The organism is Methyloceanibacter sp., assembly GCF_050728395.1.
In the GTDB taxonomy this organism is placed as follows: Bacteria; Pseudomonadota; Alphaproteobacteria; order Rhizobiales; family Methyloligellaceae; genus Methyloceanibacter.
The window spans coordinates 24,140-37,949 of the sequence record NZ_JBOHJB010000023.1 but is presented as its reverse complement, the minus strand read 5'-3'; the positions used below and the strand labels follow the sequence as shown (position 1 = coordinate 37,949).

The 13,810-nt window shown below is 67.1% G+C and carries 14 protein-coding genes and 2 riboswitches; of the genes, 8 read left to right on the top strand and 6 right to left on the bottom strand.

Annotated elements, in window-relative coordinates:
- A partial coding sequence (locus ACREC7_RS06240; protein WP_431554827.1) for a cobalamin biosynthesis protein CobD/CbiB occupies positions 1 to 699 on the top strand: 699 nt, incomplete at its 5' end.
- On the opposite strand, the gene ACREC7_RS06235 is transcribed toward ACREC7_RS06240, so the two are convergent.
- Genes ACREC7_RS06235 through ACREC7_RS06215 form a run of 5 tightly spaced genes read right to left on the bottom strand, consistent with a single transcriptional unit; the run spans position 683 to position 4,212 of the window.
- The gene (locus tag ACREC7_RS06235; protein WP_431554826.1) at positions 683 to 2,137 is read right to left on the bottom strand and encodes a cobyric acid synthase; all 1,455 of its coding nucleotides are present in this window, start codon (positions 2,135 to 2,137) and stop codon (positions 683 to 685) included. The two genes, ACREC7_RS06240 and ACREC7_RS06235, sit on opposite strands and share 17 nt — an antisense overlap.
- Positions 2,137 to 2,757: a cob(I)yrinic acid a,c-diamide adenosyltransferase gene (gene cobO, locus ACREC7_RS06230; protein ID WP_431554825.1), complete on the bottom strand. Its 621-nt coding sequence runs from the start codon at positions 2,755 to 2,757 to the stop codon at positions 2,137 to 2,139. Before cobO ends, ACREC7_RS06235 begins: the two co-directional genes overlap by 1 nt.
- Positions 2,754 to 3,293 (bottom strand): bifunctional adenosylcobinamide kinase/adenosylcobinamide-phosphate guanylyltransferase, encoded by a 540-nt coding sequence (gene cobU / locus ACREC7_RS06225; RefSeq protein WP_431554824.1) that lies wholly within the window; start codon positions 3,291 to 3,293, stop codon positions 2,754 to 2,756. The genes cobO and cobU overlap by 4 nt, the downstream gene beginning before the upstream one ends.
- 2 nt (positions 3,294 to 3,295) lie before the next feature.
- Complete coding sequence (locus ACREC7_RS06220; RefSeq protein ID WP_431554823.1) at positions 3,296 to 4,006, bottom strand: CbtA family protein; 711 nt, start codon at positions 4,004 to 4,006, stop codon at positions 3,296 to 3,298.
- Between the two features lie 11 nt (positions 4,007 to 4,017).
- Positions 4,018 to 4,212 carry a CbtB domain-containing protein gene (locus ACREC7_RS06215; protein ID WP_431554822.1) on the bottom strand — a complete coding sequence of 65 codons (195 nt, stop codon included), beginning with the start codon at positions 4,210 to 4,212 and terminating at the stop codon, positions 4,018 to 4,020.
- A gap of 34 nt (positions 4,213 to 4,246) precedes the next feature.
- Positions 4,247 to 4,455: riboswitch (cobalamin riboswitch) on the bottom strand.
- Positions 4,456 to 4,533: 78 nt separating this feature from the next.
- Positions 4,534 to 4,735, top strand: a riboswitch (cobalamin riboswitch).
- Between the two features lie 109 nt (positions 4,736 to 4,844).
- On the opposite strand from ACREC7_RS06215, the gene ACREC7_RS06210 reads away from it, so the two are divergent.
- The 7 genes from ACREC7_RS06210 to cobJ are packed head-to-tail and all read left to right on the top strand — an operon-like array spanning position 4,845 to position 13,066.
- Positions 4,845 to 5,270 carry a DUF1636 family protein gene (locus ACREC7_RS06210; RefSeq protein WP_431554821.1) on the top strand — a complete coding sequence of 142 codons (426 nt, stop codon included), beginning with the start codon at positions 4,845 to 4,847 and terminating at the stop codon, positions 5,268 to 5,270.
- Positions 5,267 to 6,304, top strand: a complete 1,038-nt coding sequence (gene cobW / locus ACREC7_RS06205) for a cobalamin biosynthesis protein CobW (protein ID WP_431554820.1) — start codon at positions 5,267 to 5,269, stop codon at positions 6,302 to 6,304. Before ACREC7_RS06210 ends, cobW begins: the two co-directional genes overlap by 4 nt.
- Positions 6,305 to 6,308: 4 nt before the next feature.
- On the top strand, positions 6,309 to 9,680 hold the full coding sequence (gene cobN, locus ACREC7_RS06200) for a cobaltochelatase subunit CobN (protein WP_431554819.1): 3,372 nt from the start codon (positions 6,309 to 6,311) through the stop codon (positions 9,678 to 9,680).
- A complete protein-coding gene (cobG, locus tag ACREC7_RS06195) occupies positions 9,677 to 10,945 on the top strand; it encodes a precorrin-3B synthase (RefSeq protein WP_431554818.1) in 1,269 nt (422 codons plus the stop codon). Before cobN ends, cobG begins: the two co-directional genes overlap by 4 nt.
- Positions 10,942 to 11,574: a precorrin-8X methylmutase gene (locus ACREC7_RS06190; RefSeq protein ID WP_431554817.1), complete on the top strand. Its 633-nt coding sequence runs from the start codon at positions 10,942 to 10,944 to the stop codon at positions 11,572 to 11,574. The genes cobG and ACREC7_RS06190 overlap by 4 nt, the downstream gene beginning before the upstream one ends.
- The gene (locus ACREC7_RS06185) at positions 11,574 to 12,305 is read left to right on the top strand and encodes a precorrin-2 C(20)-methyltransferase (protein WP_431554816.1); all 732 of its coding nucleotides are present in this window, start codon (positions 11,574 to 11,576) and stop codon (positions 12,303 to 12,305) included. Before ACREC7_RS06190 ends, ACREC7_RS06185 begins: the two co-directional genes overlap by 1 nt.
- Entirely contained in the window at positions 12,302 to 13,066 is a 765-nt protein-coding gene (gene cobJ / locus ACREC7_RS06180; RefSeq protein ID WP_431554815.1) for a precorrin-3B C(17)-methyltransferase, read from the top strand. The genes ACREC7_RS06185 and cobJ overlap by 4 nt, the downstream gene beginning before the upstream one ends.
- Here cobJ and ACREC7_RS06175 read toward each other — a convergent pair.
- Complete coding sequence (locus ACREC7_RS06175) at positions 13,030 to 13,806, bottom strand: cobalt-precorrin-6A reductase (RefSeq protein ID WP_431554814.1); 777 nt, start codon at positions 13,804 to 13,806, stop codon at positions 13,030 to 13,032. The genes cobJ and ACREC7_RS06175 overlap by 37 nt on opposite strands.
- Between the last annotated feature and the right edge of the window lie 4 nt (positions 13,807 to 13,810).

The window sequence follows — 13,810 nt, the reverse complement described above, 5'->3', positions numbered from 1 at the left end:
ATGTCGTGTCTCGCCAGCACGCTCGTCGCCCAGCGCAGTCTCTATGTGCATGTAGAGGCCGTGGCCGATGCGCTCGATGCACACGGGCTCAAAGCTGGACGCGAAGCGGTGGCAAAGATCGTCGGCCGCGATCCCGACACGCTTGACGAGGCCGGCGTCGCGCGCTCAGCCATCGAGAGCCTCGCCGAGAATTTCTCCGATGGCGTCGTGGCGCCAAGTGTCTGGGGCGTGCTTCTCGGCCTGCCCGGCATGGTGGCCTACAAGGCGATCAACACCGCCGACAGCATGATTGGCCATCGCACGCCGCGCCACGAGGCGTTCGGCCAGGCATCCGCGACGGTCGACGATGTGGTCAATCTTCCGGCCTCGCGGCTCGCCGCGCTGTGGATTGCTCTCGCCGCCTGGTTTCATGACGATGCCGATGTCGGCCGCGCGCTTGCGACGATGCGGCGTGACGCACACTTGCATCGCTCGCCCAATGCCGGATGGCCGGAGGCCGCCATGGCTGGCGCGCTTGGTCTGAAGCTCTCCGGCCCGCGCTCCTATCATGGCGCGCCCACCGAGGATGGCTGGATCGGCGATGGAAAAGAAGAGGCGGCCTCCGCCGACATCCGCCGTGCGCTTGGCCTGTACTGGACCGCCTGCACCCTCCAGATCGCAGCGCTCGGCGTGCTCGCCTTCCTCATCGCGCTAATCTGAGCAGGCGATCGACGTCGACATGCGCCTCGAGATGCTCGGCAAGCGCATCGAGCGTTCTTTCGATCTCCGCATCGTGGTTACGATGCGAAGGCGTTCCCCCGAGCCGCGCGATCCAGGCGGCGCGCTGCCGATCGTCGGCGAAGAGCCCATGCACGTAGGTCCCGGCAATGCGACCGTCGGCCGAGATCGCGCCGTCGCTGCTTCCGTCTTCAAGCCGGGCGAAAGGCGGCGAGAGCACGCGCGTATTCCCGACATGCATTTCGTAGCCGTGGAGGGGCACCAGATCCGTAAGCGTCTCGCCCGCAACTTTGGTGAGCGTCTTCTCGCCTTGGATGACGGTCTCGACCGCCAGGAATCCGAGTCCGGCAGTGGTGCTTGCGGGGCCTTCGACACCGTCGGGGTCGGCGATGCTCCGCCCCAGCATCTGATAGCCGCCGCAAATGCCAAGTACGTACCCGCCGCGCCGCGCATGGCCGGCGATGTCGATGTCCCAGCCCTCTTCGCGGAGTGCCTTGAAGTCGGCGATGGTCGATTTTGATCCCGGCAGAACGATGAGATCGCAGACGGGTAACGGCGTGCCGCGCTCGACCATGACGACCTCGACGTCTGGCTCCGCGACGAAGGGATCGAGATCGTCGAAATTGGCGATATGCGGCAGGAGCGGCACCGCCACTCTGACCTTGCCATTGCCGCGCGAGTGCCGCCGCTCGACGAGGTCGTAGGCGTCCTCAGCCGGCAGAAGCCGCGCGCCGTCGAAGAACGGGACAAGTCCCAGCGCCGGCCAGAAGGTGCGCCGTTCGATCTCCGCCATGCCGTCGGCGAACAGCGAGGTGTCGCCGCGCATACGGTTGACGATGAAGCCCGCGACCAGTCTCGCATCGTCGGGGTCGAGCACGTCCTTGGTGCCGACCAGGCTCGCGATCACACCGCCGCGGTCGATGTCGCCGATCACCACCACCGGAACGCCGGCGGCGCGGGCAAAGCCCATATTGGCGATGTCGTTCTTCCGCAGATTGATCTCTGATGCGCTGCCGGCGCCCTCGACCACAACGATGTCTGCGTCGCGCTTCATTATGTCAAAACTTTCGAGCACATAAGGCAACAGCTTCGGCTTCAGCTCCTGCATCTCGCGCGCCGTCGCCTTGCCGAACATTTTGCCCTGCACGATCACCTGCGCGCCGATTTCGCTCTGCGGCTTCAGCAGCACCGGGTTCATATGCACGGAGGGCTCAACACAAGCCGCCCGCGCTTGCAGCGCCTGCGCCCGGCCGATCTCGCCGCCATCGCCGGTAACGGCGGCGTTGTTCGACATGTTCTGCGGCTTGAACGGCCTGACGATGAGCCCGCGCCTCGCCAGCGCGCGGGCAAGACCTGCGACGAGCAGCGACTTGCCGACGCTCGACCCCGTGCCTTGCAGCATGAGGGCGCGGGCGGCCATCAGTATTCGATGCCGGCTTGCGCCTTCACGCCGGCGGCGAAGGGATGCTTCACCAGCGTCATCTCGGTGACGAGGTCGGCGGCCTCGATCATCTCGCGCTTGGCGTTCCGCCCGGTGACCACGACATGCAGATCCGGCCGCCGTGCCTTCAGCGTCTCCACCACCTCGGCGAGCGGCAGATAGTCGTAGCGGAGCGCGATGTTGATCTCATCGAGCACGATGAGCTTGAGATCGGGATCCTGCATCAGCGCCTTCGCCGTCTCCCAGGCCTTTGCCGCAGCCGCCATGTCGCGCGTTTTGTCCTGCGTCTCCCAGGTGAAACCTTCGCCGAGCGTATGCCAGCGCACCATGTCGCCGAAGCTTTCGAGCACGCTCCGCTCGCCGGTGTTCCACGCGCCTTTGATGAACTGCACCACGGCGCATTTCCCGCCATTGCCGACCATGCGCAGCACGAGGCCGAAGGCCGCCGTCGATTTGCCTTTGCCAGTGCCGGTATGGACGATGAGCAGTCCTTTCTTGGCGATGGTCTTAGCGGCGACCTCGGCGTCCTGCGCCGCCTTGCGGTTCGCCATCTTGGCGCGATGACGCTCCCGCTCGCCCTGTTTCGACTCGTCGCTCATGGCAAAGCCTTCAGCGGCATCGCGAGCCCCGCGACCATGAACAGGACATCATGGGCGCTCACCGCGAGGTGTTGATTGACGAGCCCGGCTTGGTCGCGAAAGGCGCGGCCAAGCGGCGTCTCGGGCACGAGGCCGCCGCCGACTTCGCACGAGACCACAAAGGTCGGAGCCTTTCGCTCATCGAGGCTCCTGACGAACCTTGCTACGGCGGAGTCGACGTCGTGGGCACCGAGCATCAAATTGGAAAGCCAAAAAGTGATGCAGTCGATGACGAGCGGCGCTTGCGCCGGTGCTTCTGCCACGGCGCGCGCAAGCTCGATCGGCTCCTCGATCGTCGACCAGCCGTTGCCTCGATCGGCTTTGTGCTTGGCGATGCGCTCGGCCATCTCGTCGTCCAATGCTTGCGCCGTGGCGATGTACACCCAAGGCGGCGGCGTCGCCATGGCGAGGATCTGCGCGTGGCGGCTTTTGCCCGAGCGAGCGCCGCCGAGCACGAGCGTGAAACGCGCGCGCCCAGCGGTGTGTGGCTCCTCCATGGTCAGGCAGTGCCGACCAACCGCCGCCGGAAATAGCCGGTAAGTCCGCCGAGCAGCACAAAGAACGCCAGCGTGGTCAACACCACGGCGACCACGAAGCTGTGATGCAGAGTCTCGGGGATCGGCGAGTCGTTGCTTAGCGGCTGCGGCGCGCCGATGAAGTGCGGTGCCACAAGCAGCGCCACGCCGGCAATTGCGGCAAGCGCCGATTGCCCATAGACCAAGAGCGCGATGCCCCCGGCGGTGGAGAACGCGGTGGCAACCCACCAGACCTGACGGGCTCCAAGCTCTGCCGCCGGCATGGCCGGAAGCTCTGGCGGAAGCCCAAGTCCGGGCGCGAGCGTGAACACGGCGAAGGCCGCAAGGCCCCAGAACACGCCTTGTCGCCAGTTGAGAATGCCGCCGGCAAGCTCGCTCGCGGCGATGAGCAGAAGCGCGAAGCCGATCCCGGTGATGATATTGGCGGCAACCGAGAACGCGGTGCGCTCGAAGCCGTCTTGCGGTGCCCAACCTCCATGCTCATGCTCAGTCGCCGCGGCAGCTTCGGACTCATGCACATGCGCCGGCGGCGCCTTTGCCTCTCCGGCCTGCTCGAAGACTTCAGCCTTGAGGATGAGCGGCACCGTCGTCACTTGTTGCGCGACGGTCATGCCGATGCCTGCGATCGCACCGACAATCGCCGCGAGCAGGACGATGTTGCGGAAATAATCCATTACGCCCTCCCTTAGTGGCAGGGGAAGCCCATGGAATGGCGGTAGTCGTGCGCGGCATTGTGCACGGCCTCGATGTGGGAGAAGCCCACGCCGCCGATGATGAAAATGCCGAGCAGCGCCGCCATGACAAGGGGAAGGGCGCGAGCGGCTGTTAGTTCCACGGCGCTGTTAGTAGCGCCCGGTTGCCTGGTCGATAAGGTCGTCATGATGTCTCCCTCTGCCCTCCACCCGAGGGCGGTTCAAGGTTGCCCGTCGCCGGCCGGTCTACTGGCTTGCGGGTCAAGGCCGTCCCTTCTGCCTTCCCGGAGCAAGCTCCAGTGGCATCGATCGAAGGGGCAGCTCTCCGCCTACAGTTGCGGGGGCAGCCGCGGCTTTACGACTTTCGTCTTTCACCGCGTTCCCGTCTTGCGTCCCGCTGAATTGCGGGAACCGACGACGGCGAACTATAGAGACTGGTCTCGCACCGCCGCAAGCCCGTTTCCTGGCCAGGCGCGTCTCCGTTGACAACGCTCCCTGCCAGGCCCTTTAGTGAGGGCGAAAATGACGGTCTCCTCGAAGCTGAGGAGTGAAAAGGGAATGCGGTGACGGGTTTTCGCCCGAATTCCGCAGCTGCCCCCGCAACTGTAGGCGGAAAGCTTGCCGTAATTGGCCACTGGGGTGAGCCCTGGGAAGGCGGCGGCAAGCGAAGGATCCGCGAGCCAGGAGACCTGCCGTCGCTTGCTTGACCCGAGACGCCGGGCGGGGTGCCCTGGCGGCTTGGCGGCCGGTTGACCGGCCAGGCGCGAGGCATCGCCCGTGCCGCTTCTAACGGCGCTTGCACCCGAGGATGCGTTCTGAGGTGTCTGACGGGGTCGCTGTGCCGCACAACAATCGCCCGCATCTTTACGTCTGCGTCTCCTGCCGCTGCCGCGGCGCCGAGCCTGCGCCAGAGGGCGAGCCGGCTGACGGGCGCCGTCTCTACGAGACGGTGAAGGCGCTTGCCGATCGTCTGGGCGAAGACGCGCCGGCCCAAATCCTTCCCACGCTGTGCTTTGCCAATTGCGAGCGCGGCTGCTCGGTCGGGATCGCGGCAACAGGCAAGTGGTCCTACGTGATGGGCGAGCTCACCCCTGAGCACGCCGCCGATCTCCTGATCTACGCCACCGCCTACGCCAAGGCGAAGACCGGCGTGGTGCTTCCCTCAGGGCGTCCGGCCTCTCTGCAAACGAGCGTGATCGCCCGCTTCCCCGCACCCTTCGAGCCAGCCAAGGACGCCGCCGAATGACCGACGCTGCCCGCATCCCCGCGACCATTATCACCGGCTTTCTCGGCGCCGGCAAAACCACGCTCGTCCGTCATCTGCTCGAGACCGCGCGCGGCAAGCGGCTCGCCATCATCGTCAACGAGTTCGGCAGCGTCGGCGTCGACGGCGAGGTGCTGAGGAGCTGCGGCATCGAAAGCTGCCCCGAGGAGAACATCGTCGAGCTCTCTAACGGGTGCCTGTGCTGCACCGTCGCCGACGAATTCATCCCAACCATGCAGGCGCTGATCGACCGCGCCGCGCCGCCCGAGCACATCCTCATCGAGACCTCGGGCCTCGCTCTGCCGAAGCCTCTGGTCAAGGCCTTCGGCTGGCCCTCCATCCGCTCGCGCCTCACCGTCGACGGCGTCATCGCCGTGGTCGACGCGCCTGCCGTCGCCGAAGGCCGCTTCGCCGACGATCCCGAGGCCGTTGCCCGCCAGCGCGCCGAGGATCCTTCCGTCGATCACGACAATCCTCTCGCCGAGGTCTACGAGGACCAGCTCATGGCCGCCGACCTGATCGTGCTGAACAAGACCGACCTCATCGGCACTGAAGCCGGAGAGCGGTTGAAGCGTGAGGTCTTGGCCATCGTGCCGCGCGCGGTGAAGGTGGTTGCCGCGCAAGAGGGCAGGGTGGATGCCGATGTGCTGCTCGGGCTCGGCGCCGCTGCCGAGGACGATCTCGCCCAGCGCCCCTCCCATCACGACGCGCTCGACGGCGCGCATGAGCATGACGATTTCGAGAGCTTCGTCGTCGTGGTGCCCGAGATCGGCGATCCCGACGATCTCTTGGCGCGGTTGAAATCCGTGGCCGAGGCGCATGACGTGCTCCGCATCAAGGGCTTCGTGCCGGTAGCCGGCAAGCGTTTGCGCCTTGCGGTGCAGGGGGTCGGCGCGCGCTTCCGCTCGAGCTTCGACCGGCCTTGGCCGGACGGCGCCGCGCGGCAGGGCCATATCGTGGTGATCGGCGAGCGCGGGCTCGACCGCGCCGCCATCGAAGATCGAATTCTGGGCTAGGCCAATGCATCTCCTGGTGCGCGAGACGAGAGGACTTGACGAGGCGGAAGCCGCCGTCGATCTCGGCCAATCGCGCGCCGACCTCGTGTTCCTTTCCTACTCAGACAGCGACCTCGGGGCTGTTGCCGCGGCTTGGACGGCGCAAGGCGAAGCGGCCCCGTCTCTGCGCCTTGCCAATCTCGCGCGCCTCCGTCATCCGATGTCGGTCGATCTTTATGTCGAGCAGGTGATCGCTGGCGCGGCTTGCGTCGTGATCCGCCTGCTCGGCGGCCTCGACTATTGGCGCTATGGCGCCGAGGAGATCGCTCACGCCGCGCGGGCACGCGGCATTCCGCTCGCGCTGCTCCCCGGCGATGGTCGCGCCGATGCGCACCTCGCCAAGCTTTCTACCGTCGATGGCGCGATGCTTATGCGGCTTGATGCCTTCTTCGCCGCCGGCGGGCCCGAGAACATGCGCCGCGCGCTCGATCTCATGGCGCATCTTGCCGGGCTCGCTCCGGACCACGGTCTTGCCGCCGAGCCTCTCCCCATGCATGGCGTACATTTTCTCGATGTGCCGGACGTCGCGGGGCGGCCGCTCGCGGTGATCGTGTTCTATCGCGCCTATCTGCTCGCCGCCGACCTCGTGCCGATCGAGGCTTTGGCGCGGGCGCTCGATCAAGAAGGTCTTAATGTTCGATCGCTTTACGTCGGCAGCCTCAAGGATCGCGACACCGGCAACTTCGTTGAGTCGACGTTGCGCGCGTGGGGGCCGCGCGTGGTGCTCAACGCCACGGCGTTCTCGGCCCGCCTCGACGATGCGCCGTCGCCCTTGGAAGCGCCCGGCGCGCCGATCCTGCAGCTGGTGTTCGCCGGGTCGAGCCGCGAGGCCTGGCAGGACTCGCCCCGCGGCCTGTCCCAATCCGACCACGCCATGCAGGTGGTGCTTCCCGAGCTCGACGGCCGGCTGCTCACCACAGCGATTTCCTTCAAGGCCGAGGAGAGCGAGGTCGCAGGTCTCGAATTTGCCCGGGTCGCGCATCAGCCGGCACAAGACGGCATCGCCGCCGCTTCGCGCGTCGCATCGCTGTGGGCGCGGCTCGCCACCACGCCGCGCTCGATGCGCAAGCTCGCGCTCGTCCTCTCCGACTATCCAGGCGCCGCGGGACAGGCCGCCCACGCCGTTGGCCTCGACGCCATCGCCAGCACCGCCGAGATCTTGCAGCTCCTCAACAGCGAAGGCTTCGATGTCGGCGATGCGCTCCCGGAGGAAAGACAACTCGTCGCCGCGCTTTGCGACTCTGAACCAAAACCATTTCTCTCGCTTGCCGATTACAAGCGCCGGTTCGCGAAACTTGATCCGCAAGCCCGCGCCAAGATCGCCGCCGCGTGGGGCGCGCCTGACGACGATCCCTCTGTCAACGACGGCCACTTCACCATGCGCTTCGCGCGCCACGGAAAGCTGATCGCCGCCATCCAGCCTGACCGCGGCAACGCGCTCGACCGCAAGTCGAGCTACCACGATCCAGACCTGCCCCCGCGCCACGCCTACGCCGCCTTCTATCTCTGGCTGCGCGAGGCGATGCGCATCCACGCCATGATCCATCTCGGCACGCACGGCACGCTCGAATGGCTGCCTGGCAAGGCCATGGCGCTGTCCTCGTCCTGCCTGCCTGCCGCGCTGCTCGGCGGCCTTCCCGTGATCTACCCCTTCATCGTCAACAATCCTGGCGAGGCTGCTGCCGCCAAGCGCAGGCTTGGCGCCGTGACCATCGGTCACCTGACGCCGCCGCTGAAATCTGCCGGCCACGGCAACGACACGCTGGAGCTCGAGCGCCTGATCGACGAATACGCCGCGGCCGATGGGCTCGACCGCCGCCGCACCGCGCTGCTCCGCGAAGAGATTCTCGATCGCGCCGCCGCCGCCGGACTGCTCGCCGAGAGCGGCGCCGACCGCGTTTCGAGCAAGCAGGACCAGCTCGCCTGCCTCGACACTTATCTCTGTGATGTCAAGGACTTGCAGATCAGGGATGGGCTTCACGTTTATGGCCGCGCGCCCGATGCGCAACGCCGCGAAGAGTTCCTTGCCTCGCTGGCGCAGTCCAACCCGCAGACCCCGAGTGAAGCTCTCGCCGACCGCTTCGACCAGGCCGCGTCAAGCGAGCGCGAGGCGTTGATCGCCGCGCTCGACGGCCAATTCGTGGCCCCGGGTCCTTCGGGCGCGCCGACTCGCGGCCGTGCCGATGTGCTGCCGACCGGGCGCAATCTTTACGCCATCGATCCGCGCGCCGTGCCGACCCGCTCGGCGCTCGTGCTCGCCGAGAAGGCGGCGCAAGAGCTGCTTCGCCGTCACCTCCAGGACCACGGCGACTGGCCGCGCGCCCTGGTCATGGATGTGTGGGGCAGCGCCACCATGCGCACCGGCGGCGAGGACTTGGCGCTGGCGCTTTTGCTCATGGGCGCGCGGCCAATCTGGGATCATGGCTCGGCCCGCGTCAGCGGCATCGAAATTTTGCCTCTTCCCGAGCTCGATCACCCGCGCGTCGACGTGACCTTGCGCATCTCAGGTCTGTTCCGCGACGCCTTCGAGGCGCAGATCGCATTGTTCGACGAGGCGGTGCGTGCCATCGCTTCGCGTGACGAGCCCGAGGATTGGAACCCGCTCGCCGCTTCCGCGCGTGGACTTGAGGGCGAGGCGTTGCGGCGCGCCACCGCGCGCATCTACGGCGCTGCGCTCGGAGATTACGGAGCCGGCGTCACCGAGCGCGTTGAGCGCGGCGCCTGGGATAAGCGCGCCGATCTCGGCCTCGATTATCTCGCCGCCTCGGCGACCGCTTACGGCAAGGGCCTCGATGGTATCGCCGACTGCGACGGCTTCGCCGCACGCGTCAAAGCCGCCGACACTTTCCTGCATCAGCAGGATCACGCCGAAATCGATCTTCTCGATAGCCTCGACTACGCAGCCTATGAAGGCGGGTTCGCCGCCGCCGCCGACCGCCTCGGCAGCACGCCCGCGCTTTATCACACCGACATCTCGCGGCCCGACGCGCCGAAAGTGCGAACGCTCGTCGAGGAGATCGCCCGCATCGTGCGCGGCCGCGCGGCAAACCCTGCCTGGATCGAAGGCATGATGCGCCACGGCTATCGCGGCGGCGCCGAAATCACCCGGAGCGTTGAAGGCTTGTTCGTCTTCGCCGCCACGCTGCCCGCGCGTCTCGACCGGCAATTCGATGTGCTGTTCGACGCGACCCTCGGCAATGAGATCGTCGACAATTTTCTGCGCCATGAAAATCCTGCGGCGCGCGAAGCCATGGCCGCGCGCTTCGACGAGGCCGTCCGCCGCGATCTATGGCGTCCGCGCCGCAACAGCGTGGCACGCCTGCGTGAGGCATCATGACCGCGGCGCCCGCGACAAAGGGCTGGTGCCCGACGCTACTCTCGCCGATGCAATCCGGCGACGGTTGGCTCGCGCGCGTCAAGCCGAGCGCCGGTGTGTTGAGTTCCGCCGTGGCGCGGCTGATCGCCGGCGCCGCGCGCCGCTACGGCAACGGTCATATTGATCTCACCTCGCGCGGTAATTTGCAGATCAGAGGCCTCACCCCTCGCTCGGCGGAAGACTTCGCCGAGACCATCATCGGCGCAGGCCTTGCCAGCGCTGACCCGTCGCTGGAAGCCGTCCGCAACGTCATGGCGAGCCCACTCGGGCCTGACGATCCTACCGCCCCCTTCGATTCTCATGCCGTGGCGCGCGACATTGAAGCCATGCTCGCCGGTGAGCCCGCGCTTTGGGCGCTTCCTCCAAAATTCTGCATCCTTGTCGATGGCGGCGGCGCACTGCCTCTCCGCGATCTCACCGCCGACATCATGGTGCGCGCGCACGAGGGTGCGCTTGCCGTCCATCTCGACGGCGGAATACGCGCCGCGCTTTGCGCTCCATCCTCGCTCGCAGGGACGGTGAAGGCTTTGGCGCTCGCCTTCCTCCGCCTGTCGGCGCAGCGCAGCGAGACGCCGCGCCGCATGCGCGCGCTGGTGATGGCGGTTGGCGAGGAGGCGATCTTCGCCGAGGCCGGTCTTGCCGCAGTCCACGCGGCTGCCCAATCGAAATCTCAGGCAGGAAACTCTATCGGATTGATATCATTACAACATCAGCCGCTAAGCGGTTTCGGCGTTGGGCTGCCTTTCGGCCGCGTCGAAGCTGATGCGCTGACACGCCTTGCCAATCTTGCCGAACGCTATGGCGACGGCAGCTTGCGCACCACACCCTGGCGCGCACCGCTGCTCACAGGCATCACCGCTGCCGACGCCGACAGACTTGCCGATGAGGTCTCCGCGCTCGGCCTCATCGCCGATCCGACCGACCCACGCCTCACCATCTTCGCCTGTGTCGGCGCGCCGTCCTGCGCAAGCGCGACCGTCGATGCGCGCGGCGATGCCGCCCGCCTTGCCGCCGCCATCGGGGTTACACGCGATCAGACGCTGCATGTCTCCGGCTGCGGCAAATCCTGCGCCCATCGCGGGTCCGCTTCGCTCACCCTGGTCGGCCGCGACGGGCGCTACGATCTCATCCGCAACGGCAGCGCAATCGGCCGACCAAGTCTCACCGGACTCTCGATCGATCAGATCGAGGCGCTGCTTCTGTCCGCCAAAGGACCGCGTCCATGAGCGCCGAGTACGATTACGCGCGCGACGGCGCCGAGATCTATCGGCGCTCCTTCGCCATCATCCGGAGCGAAGCCGACCTCTCGCGCTTTACCCCTGACGAAGCCCGCGTCGCCGTGCGCGTCATTCACGCCTGCGGCATGGTCGAGATCGCCCGTGACCTTGCCTTCTCCGCTGGTTTCGTCGAGGCCGCGCGCGGCGCGTTGCTGCAAGGCAGGCCAATCTTCTGCGACTCGAAGATGGTGGCGAACGGCATCACCCGCGCGCGCCTCCCCGCCGGCAACGAAATTGTCTGCACGCTCGACTCGCCGGGCATCGCCGACCGTGCCGCGCGTCTCGACACCACCCGCTCTGCCGCCGCGCTCGATCTTTGGCTCGACACTCTCGGCGGCTCGCTGGTCGCCATCGGCAATGCGCCGACGGCGTTGTTCCGTCTCCTGGAGCTGATCGACCAAGGTGCGCCGAAGCCTGCTGCGATCATCGGCATGCCCGTCGGCTTTGTCGGCGCGGCGGAGTCTAAGGAAGCGCTTGCCCGCCATGGGGCCACGCCATTCCTCATCGTCAAGGGCCGCAAGGGCGGCAGCGCCATGGCGGTCGCCGCCGTCAATGCGCTGGCGAGCGAGGCCGAGTGATGAGCGCGCGCGGCACCCTCTACGGCGTCGGCGTCGGTCCCGGTGACCCCGAGCTGATGTCGTTGAAGGCCGCGCGCATCCTCAAGAGCGCGCCGGTGATCGCCTATTTCGCCAGGAAGGGCAGCGTCGGCAATGCGCGCCGCGCCGTCGACGGCCAACTCAACCCAGACGCCGAGCTCGTCCGCCTCGATTATCCCTTCACCACGGAGCTGCCCGAGACCGATCCCTGCTATCGCGACGCGCTGGTCGCCTTCTACGATGCGAGCGCCGCGACCCTTGCCGCCAGGCTCGATGCCGGCCGGGACGTTGCCGTGATCTGCGCCGGCGATCCGTTCTTCTACGGCTCCTACGCGCATCTGCATGAGCGGCTCGCCGAGACCCATCGTTGCGAGGTCATCCCCGGCATCACCGCCATGAGCGGGTGCTGGACGCGCGCTGCGATGCCCATGACCTGCGGCGACGAGATGCTGGTCGTGCTCTCCGGCACCATGGACGCCGACGCTCTCGCCGAGCGGCTCGCGACAAGCGAGGCCGCGGTGATCATGAAGGTCGGGCGCAACCTCGCCAAGATCAGGCAGGCGCTCATGCGCTCGGACAAGCTCGATCGCGCCGTCTATGTCGAGCGCGGCACCATGCCCGAGGAGCGCATCGTCCGCCTCGCCGACAAGGCCGACGATGACGCGGCCTATTTCGCCGTCGTGCTGGTGCCCGGCGTGAGAAAGCCGCTATGACCGGGCGCCTCGCCATTGTCGGCCTCGGGCCCGGCGCGGCTGAACTGATCACGCCGCTTGCGTCGGAGACGCTTGCCGCGGCAACCGACCTCGTCGGCTATGCACCCTATCTCGCCCGCGTGCCAGAACGCGCCGGCCAGCTTCGGCATCCTTCCGACAATCGCGAGGAGCTGGGCCGCGCGCGCCAGGCGCTGGAGCTTGCCGCCGCGGGGAAGTCGGTCGCCGTCGTGTCCTCAGGCGATCCCGGCGTGTTCGCCATGGCAAGCGCGGTGTTCGAGGCGATCGAGACCGGCAAGCCTGCCTGGAAGGACATCGAGGTCGCCGTCGTCCCCGGTGTCTCAGCCATGCTCGCCGCCGCCGCCCGCATCGGCGCGCCGCTCGGGCACGATTTCTGCGTGATCTCGCTGTCGGACAATCTGAAGCCGTGGGATCTGGTGCTGAAGCGGCTCGAAGCAGCTGCCTCGGGCGACTTTATTATTGTGCTCTACAATCCCGCCTCGAAAGCGCGGCCCTGGCAGCTCGGCGATGCGCTTCGCCTCATCGCCCGCCACCGGACCCCTTCGACGCCGGTGGTCTTCGCCTCTGCCGTGAGCCGACCGGACGAGCGCATTGACATCACGACGCTTGCCGGCGCCGACCCCGCCAACGCCGACATGCGCACGCTCATTATTATCGGGTCGAGCGCGACGAGGCTCGTTGCCGTGGGCAAAGGGAGGCGTTTCGTCTACACGCCGCGTCGCGCGGAGCTTGTCGAGACATGATGCCGTTCGAGCCAGAGAAGTGCATCGGCGACGGTCGTGACCGAAGGCGCCTCGGGCAGGTCGGGGCGCTTCACCATGATCACGGGAAGCGACAGCGCCCGCGCCGCGTCGAGCTTGGCGGAAGCGCCAGCGCCGCCGGAATTCTTGGTGACGATCACTTCGATCCTGTGCGTCTCGAGCAGCGCGCGCTCGTCGGCGATGTTGAACGGTCCGCGCGCGGTGATCAGCTCCGCCCGCGGCGGCAGCTCCTCAGCCGCAGGCGCCTCGACGCTGCGCACAATATAGAGATGCTGCGGCGCCTCTCTGAAGGGTGCGAGCTCCATGCGTCCGGTGGTGAGAAACACGCGGGCCGGGTCTTGCCCAATCGCGGCTGCAGCGGCTTCGAGGCTCTCCACCATGATCCAGCGGTCGCCCTCGCGTGGCACCCAAGCTGGCCGGCGAATGGCGAGGAACTTCGTTCCTGCGATTTTTCCGGCCTCCGCCGCATTCGCTTTCATTTGCACGGCGAAGGGATGCGTCGCGTCGATGAGAAGGTCGAAGCGCTCCTCGGCCAGGACACGTGCGAGGCCCTCGGCCCCGCCGAACCCGCCTGTGAGCAGCTTGCCAGGAAGGGCCACGGGCTCCGAAGTTCTCCCGGCAAGCGACAAGGTGACGTCGTAGCGCGCATCGCCTGCAAGCGCGCGTACGAGGTCGGCGGCCTCGCCGCTGCCGCCGAGAATGAGAAGCTTCAGCACCTTCATGCCG

What these genes read in the sequence shown, in the direction of transcription:
- cobW (WP_431554820.1), top strand. Translation starts at nt 5,267, where the DNA reads ATGACCGACGCTGCCCGCATCCCCGCGACCATTATCACCGGCTTTCTC.
- cobG (WP_431554818.1), top strand. Translation starts at nt 9,677, where the DNA reads ATGACCGCGGCGCCCGCGACAAAGGGCTGGTGCCCGACGCTACTCTCG.
- cobU (WP_431554824.1), bottom strand. Translation starts at nt 3,293, where the DNA reads ATGGAGGAGCCACACACCGCTGGGCGCGCGCGTTTCACGCTCGTGCTC.
- ACREC7_RS06215 (WP_431554822.1), bottom strand. Translation starts at nt 4,212, where the DNA reads ATGACGACCTTATCGACCAGGCAACCGGGCGCTACTAACAGCGCCGTG.
- ACREC7_RS06185 (WP_431554816.1), top strand. Translation starts at nt 11,574, where the DNA reads ATGAGCGCGCGCGGCACCCTCTACGGCGTCGGCGTCGGTCCCGGTGAC.
- cobO (WP_431554825.1), bottom strand. Translation starts at nt 2,757, where the DNA reads ATGAGCGACGAGTCGAAACAGGGCGAGCGGGAGCGTCATCGCGCCAAG.
- ACREC7_RS06235 (WP_431554826.1), bottom strand. Translation starts at nt 2,137, where the DNA reads ATGGCCGCCCGCGCCCTCATGCTGCAAGGCACGGGGTCGAGCGTCGGC.
- cobN (WP_431554819.1), top strand. Translation starts at nt 6,309, where the DNA reads ATGCATCTCCTGGTGCGCGAGACGAGAGGACTTGACGAGGCGGAAGCC.
- ACREC7_RS06220 (WP_431554823.1), bottom strand. Translation starts at nt 4,006, where the DNA reads ATGGATTATTTCCGCAACATCGTCCTGCTCGCGGCGATTGTCGGTGCG.
- ACREC7_RS06190 (WP_431554817.1), top strand. Translation starts at nt 10,942, where the DNA reads ATGAGCGCCGAGTACGATTACGCGCGCGACGGCGCCGAGATCTATCGG.
- cobJ (WP_431554815.1), top strand. Translation starts at nt 12,302, where the DNA reads ATGACCGGGCGCCTCGCCATTGTCGGCCTCGGGCCCGGCGCGGCTGAA.
- ACREC7_RS06175 (WP_431554814.1), bottom strand. Translation starts at nt 13,806, where the DNA reads ATGAAGGTGCTGAAGCTTCTCATTCTCGGCGGCAGCGGCGAGGCCGCC.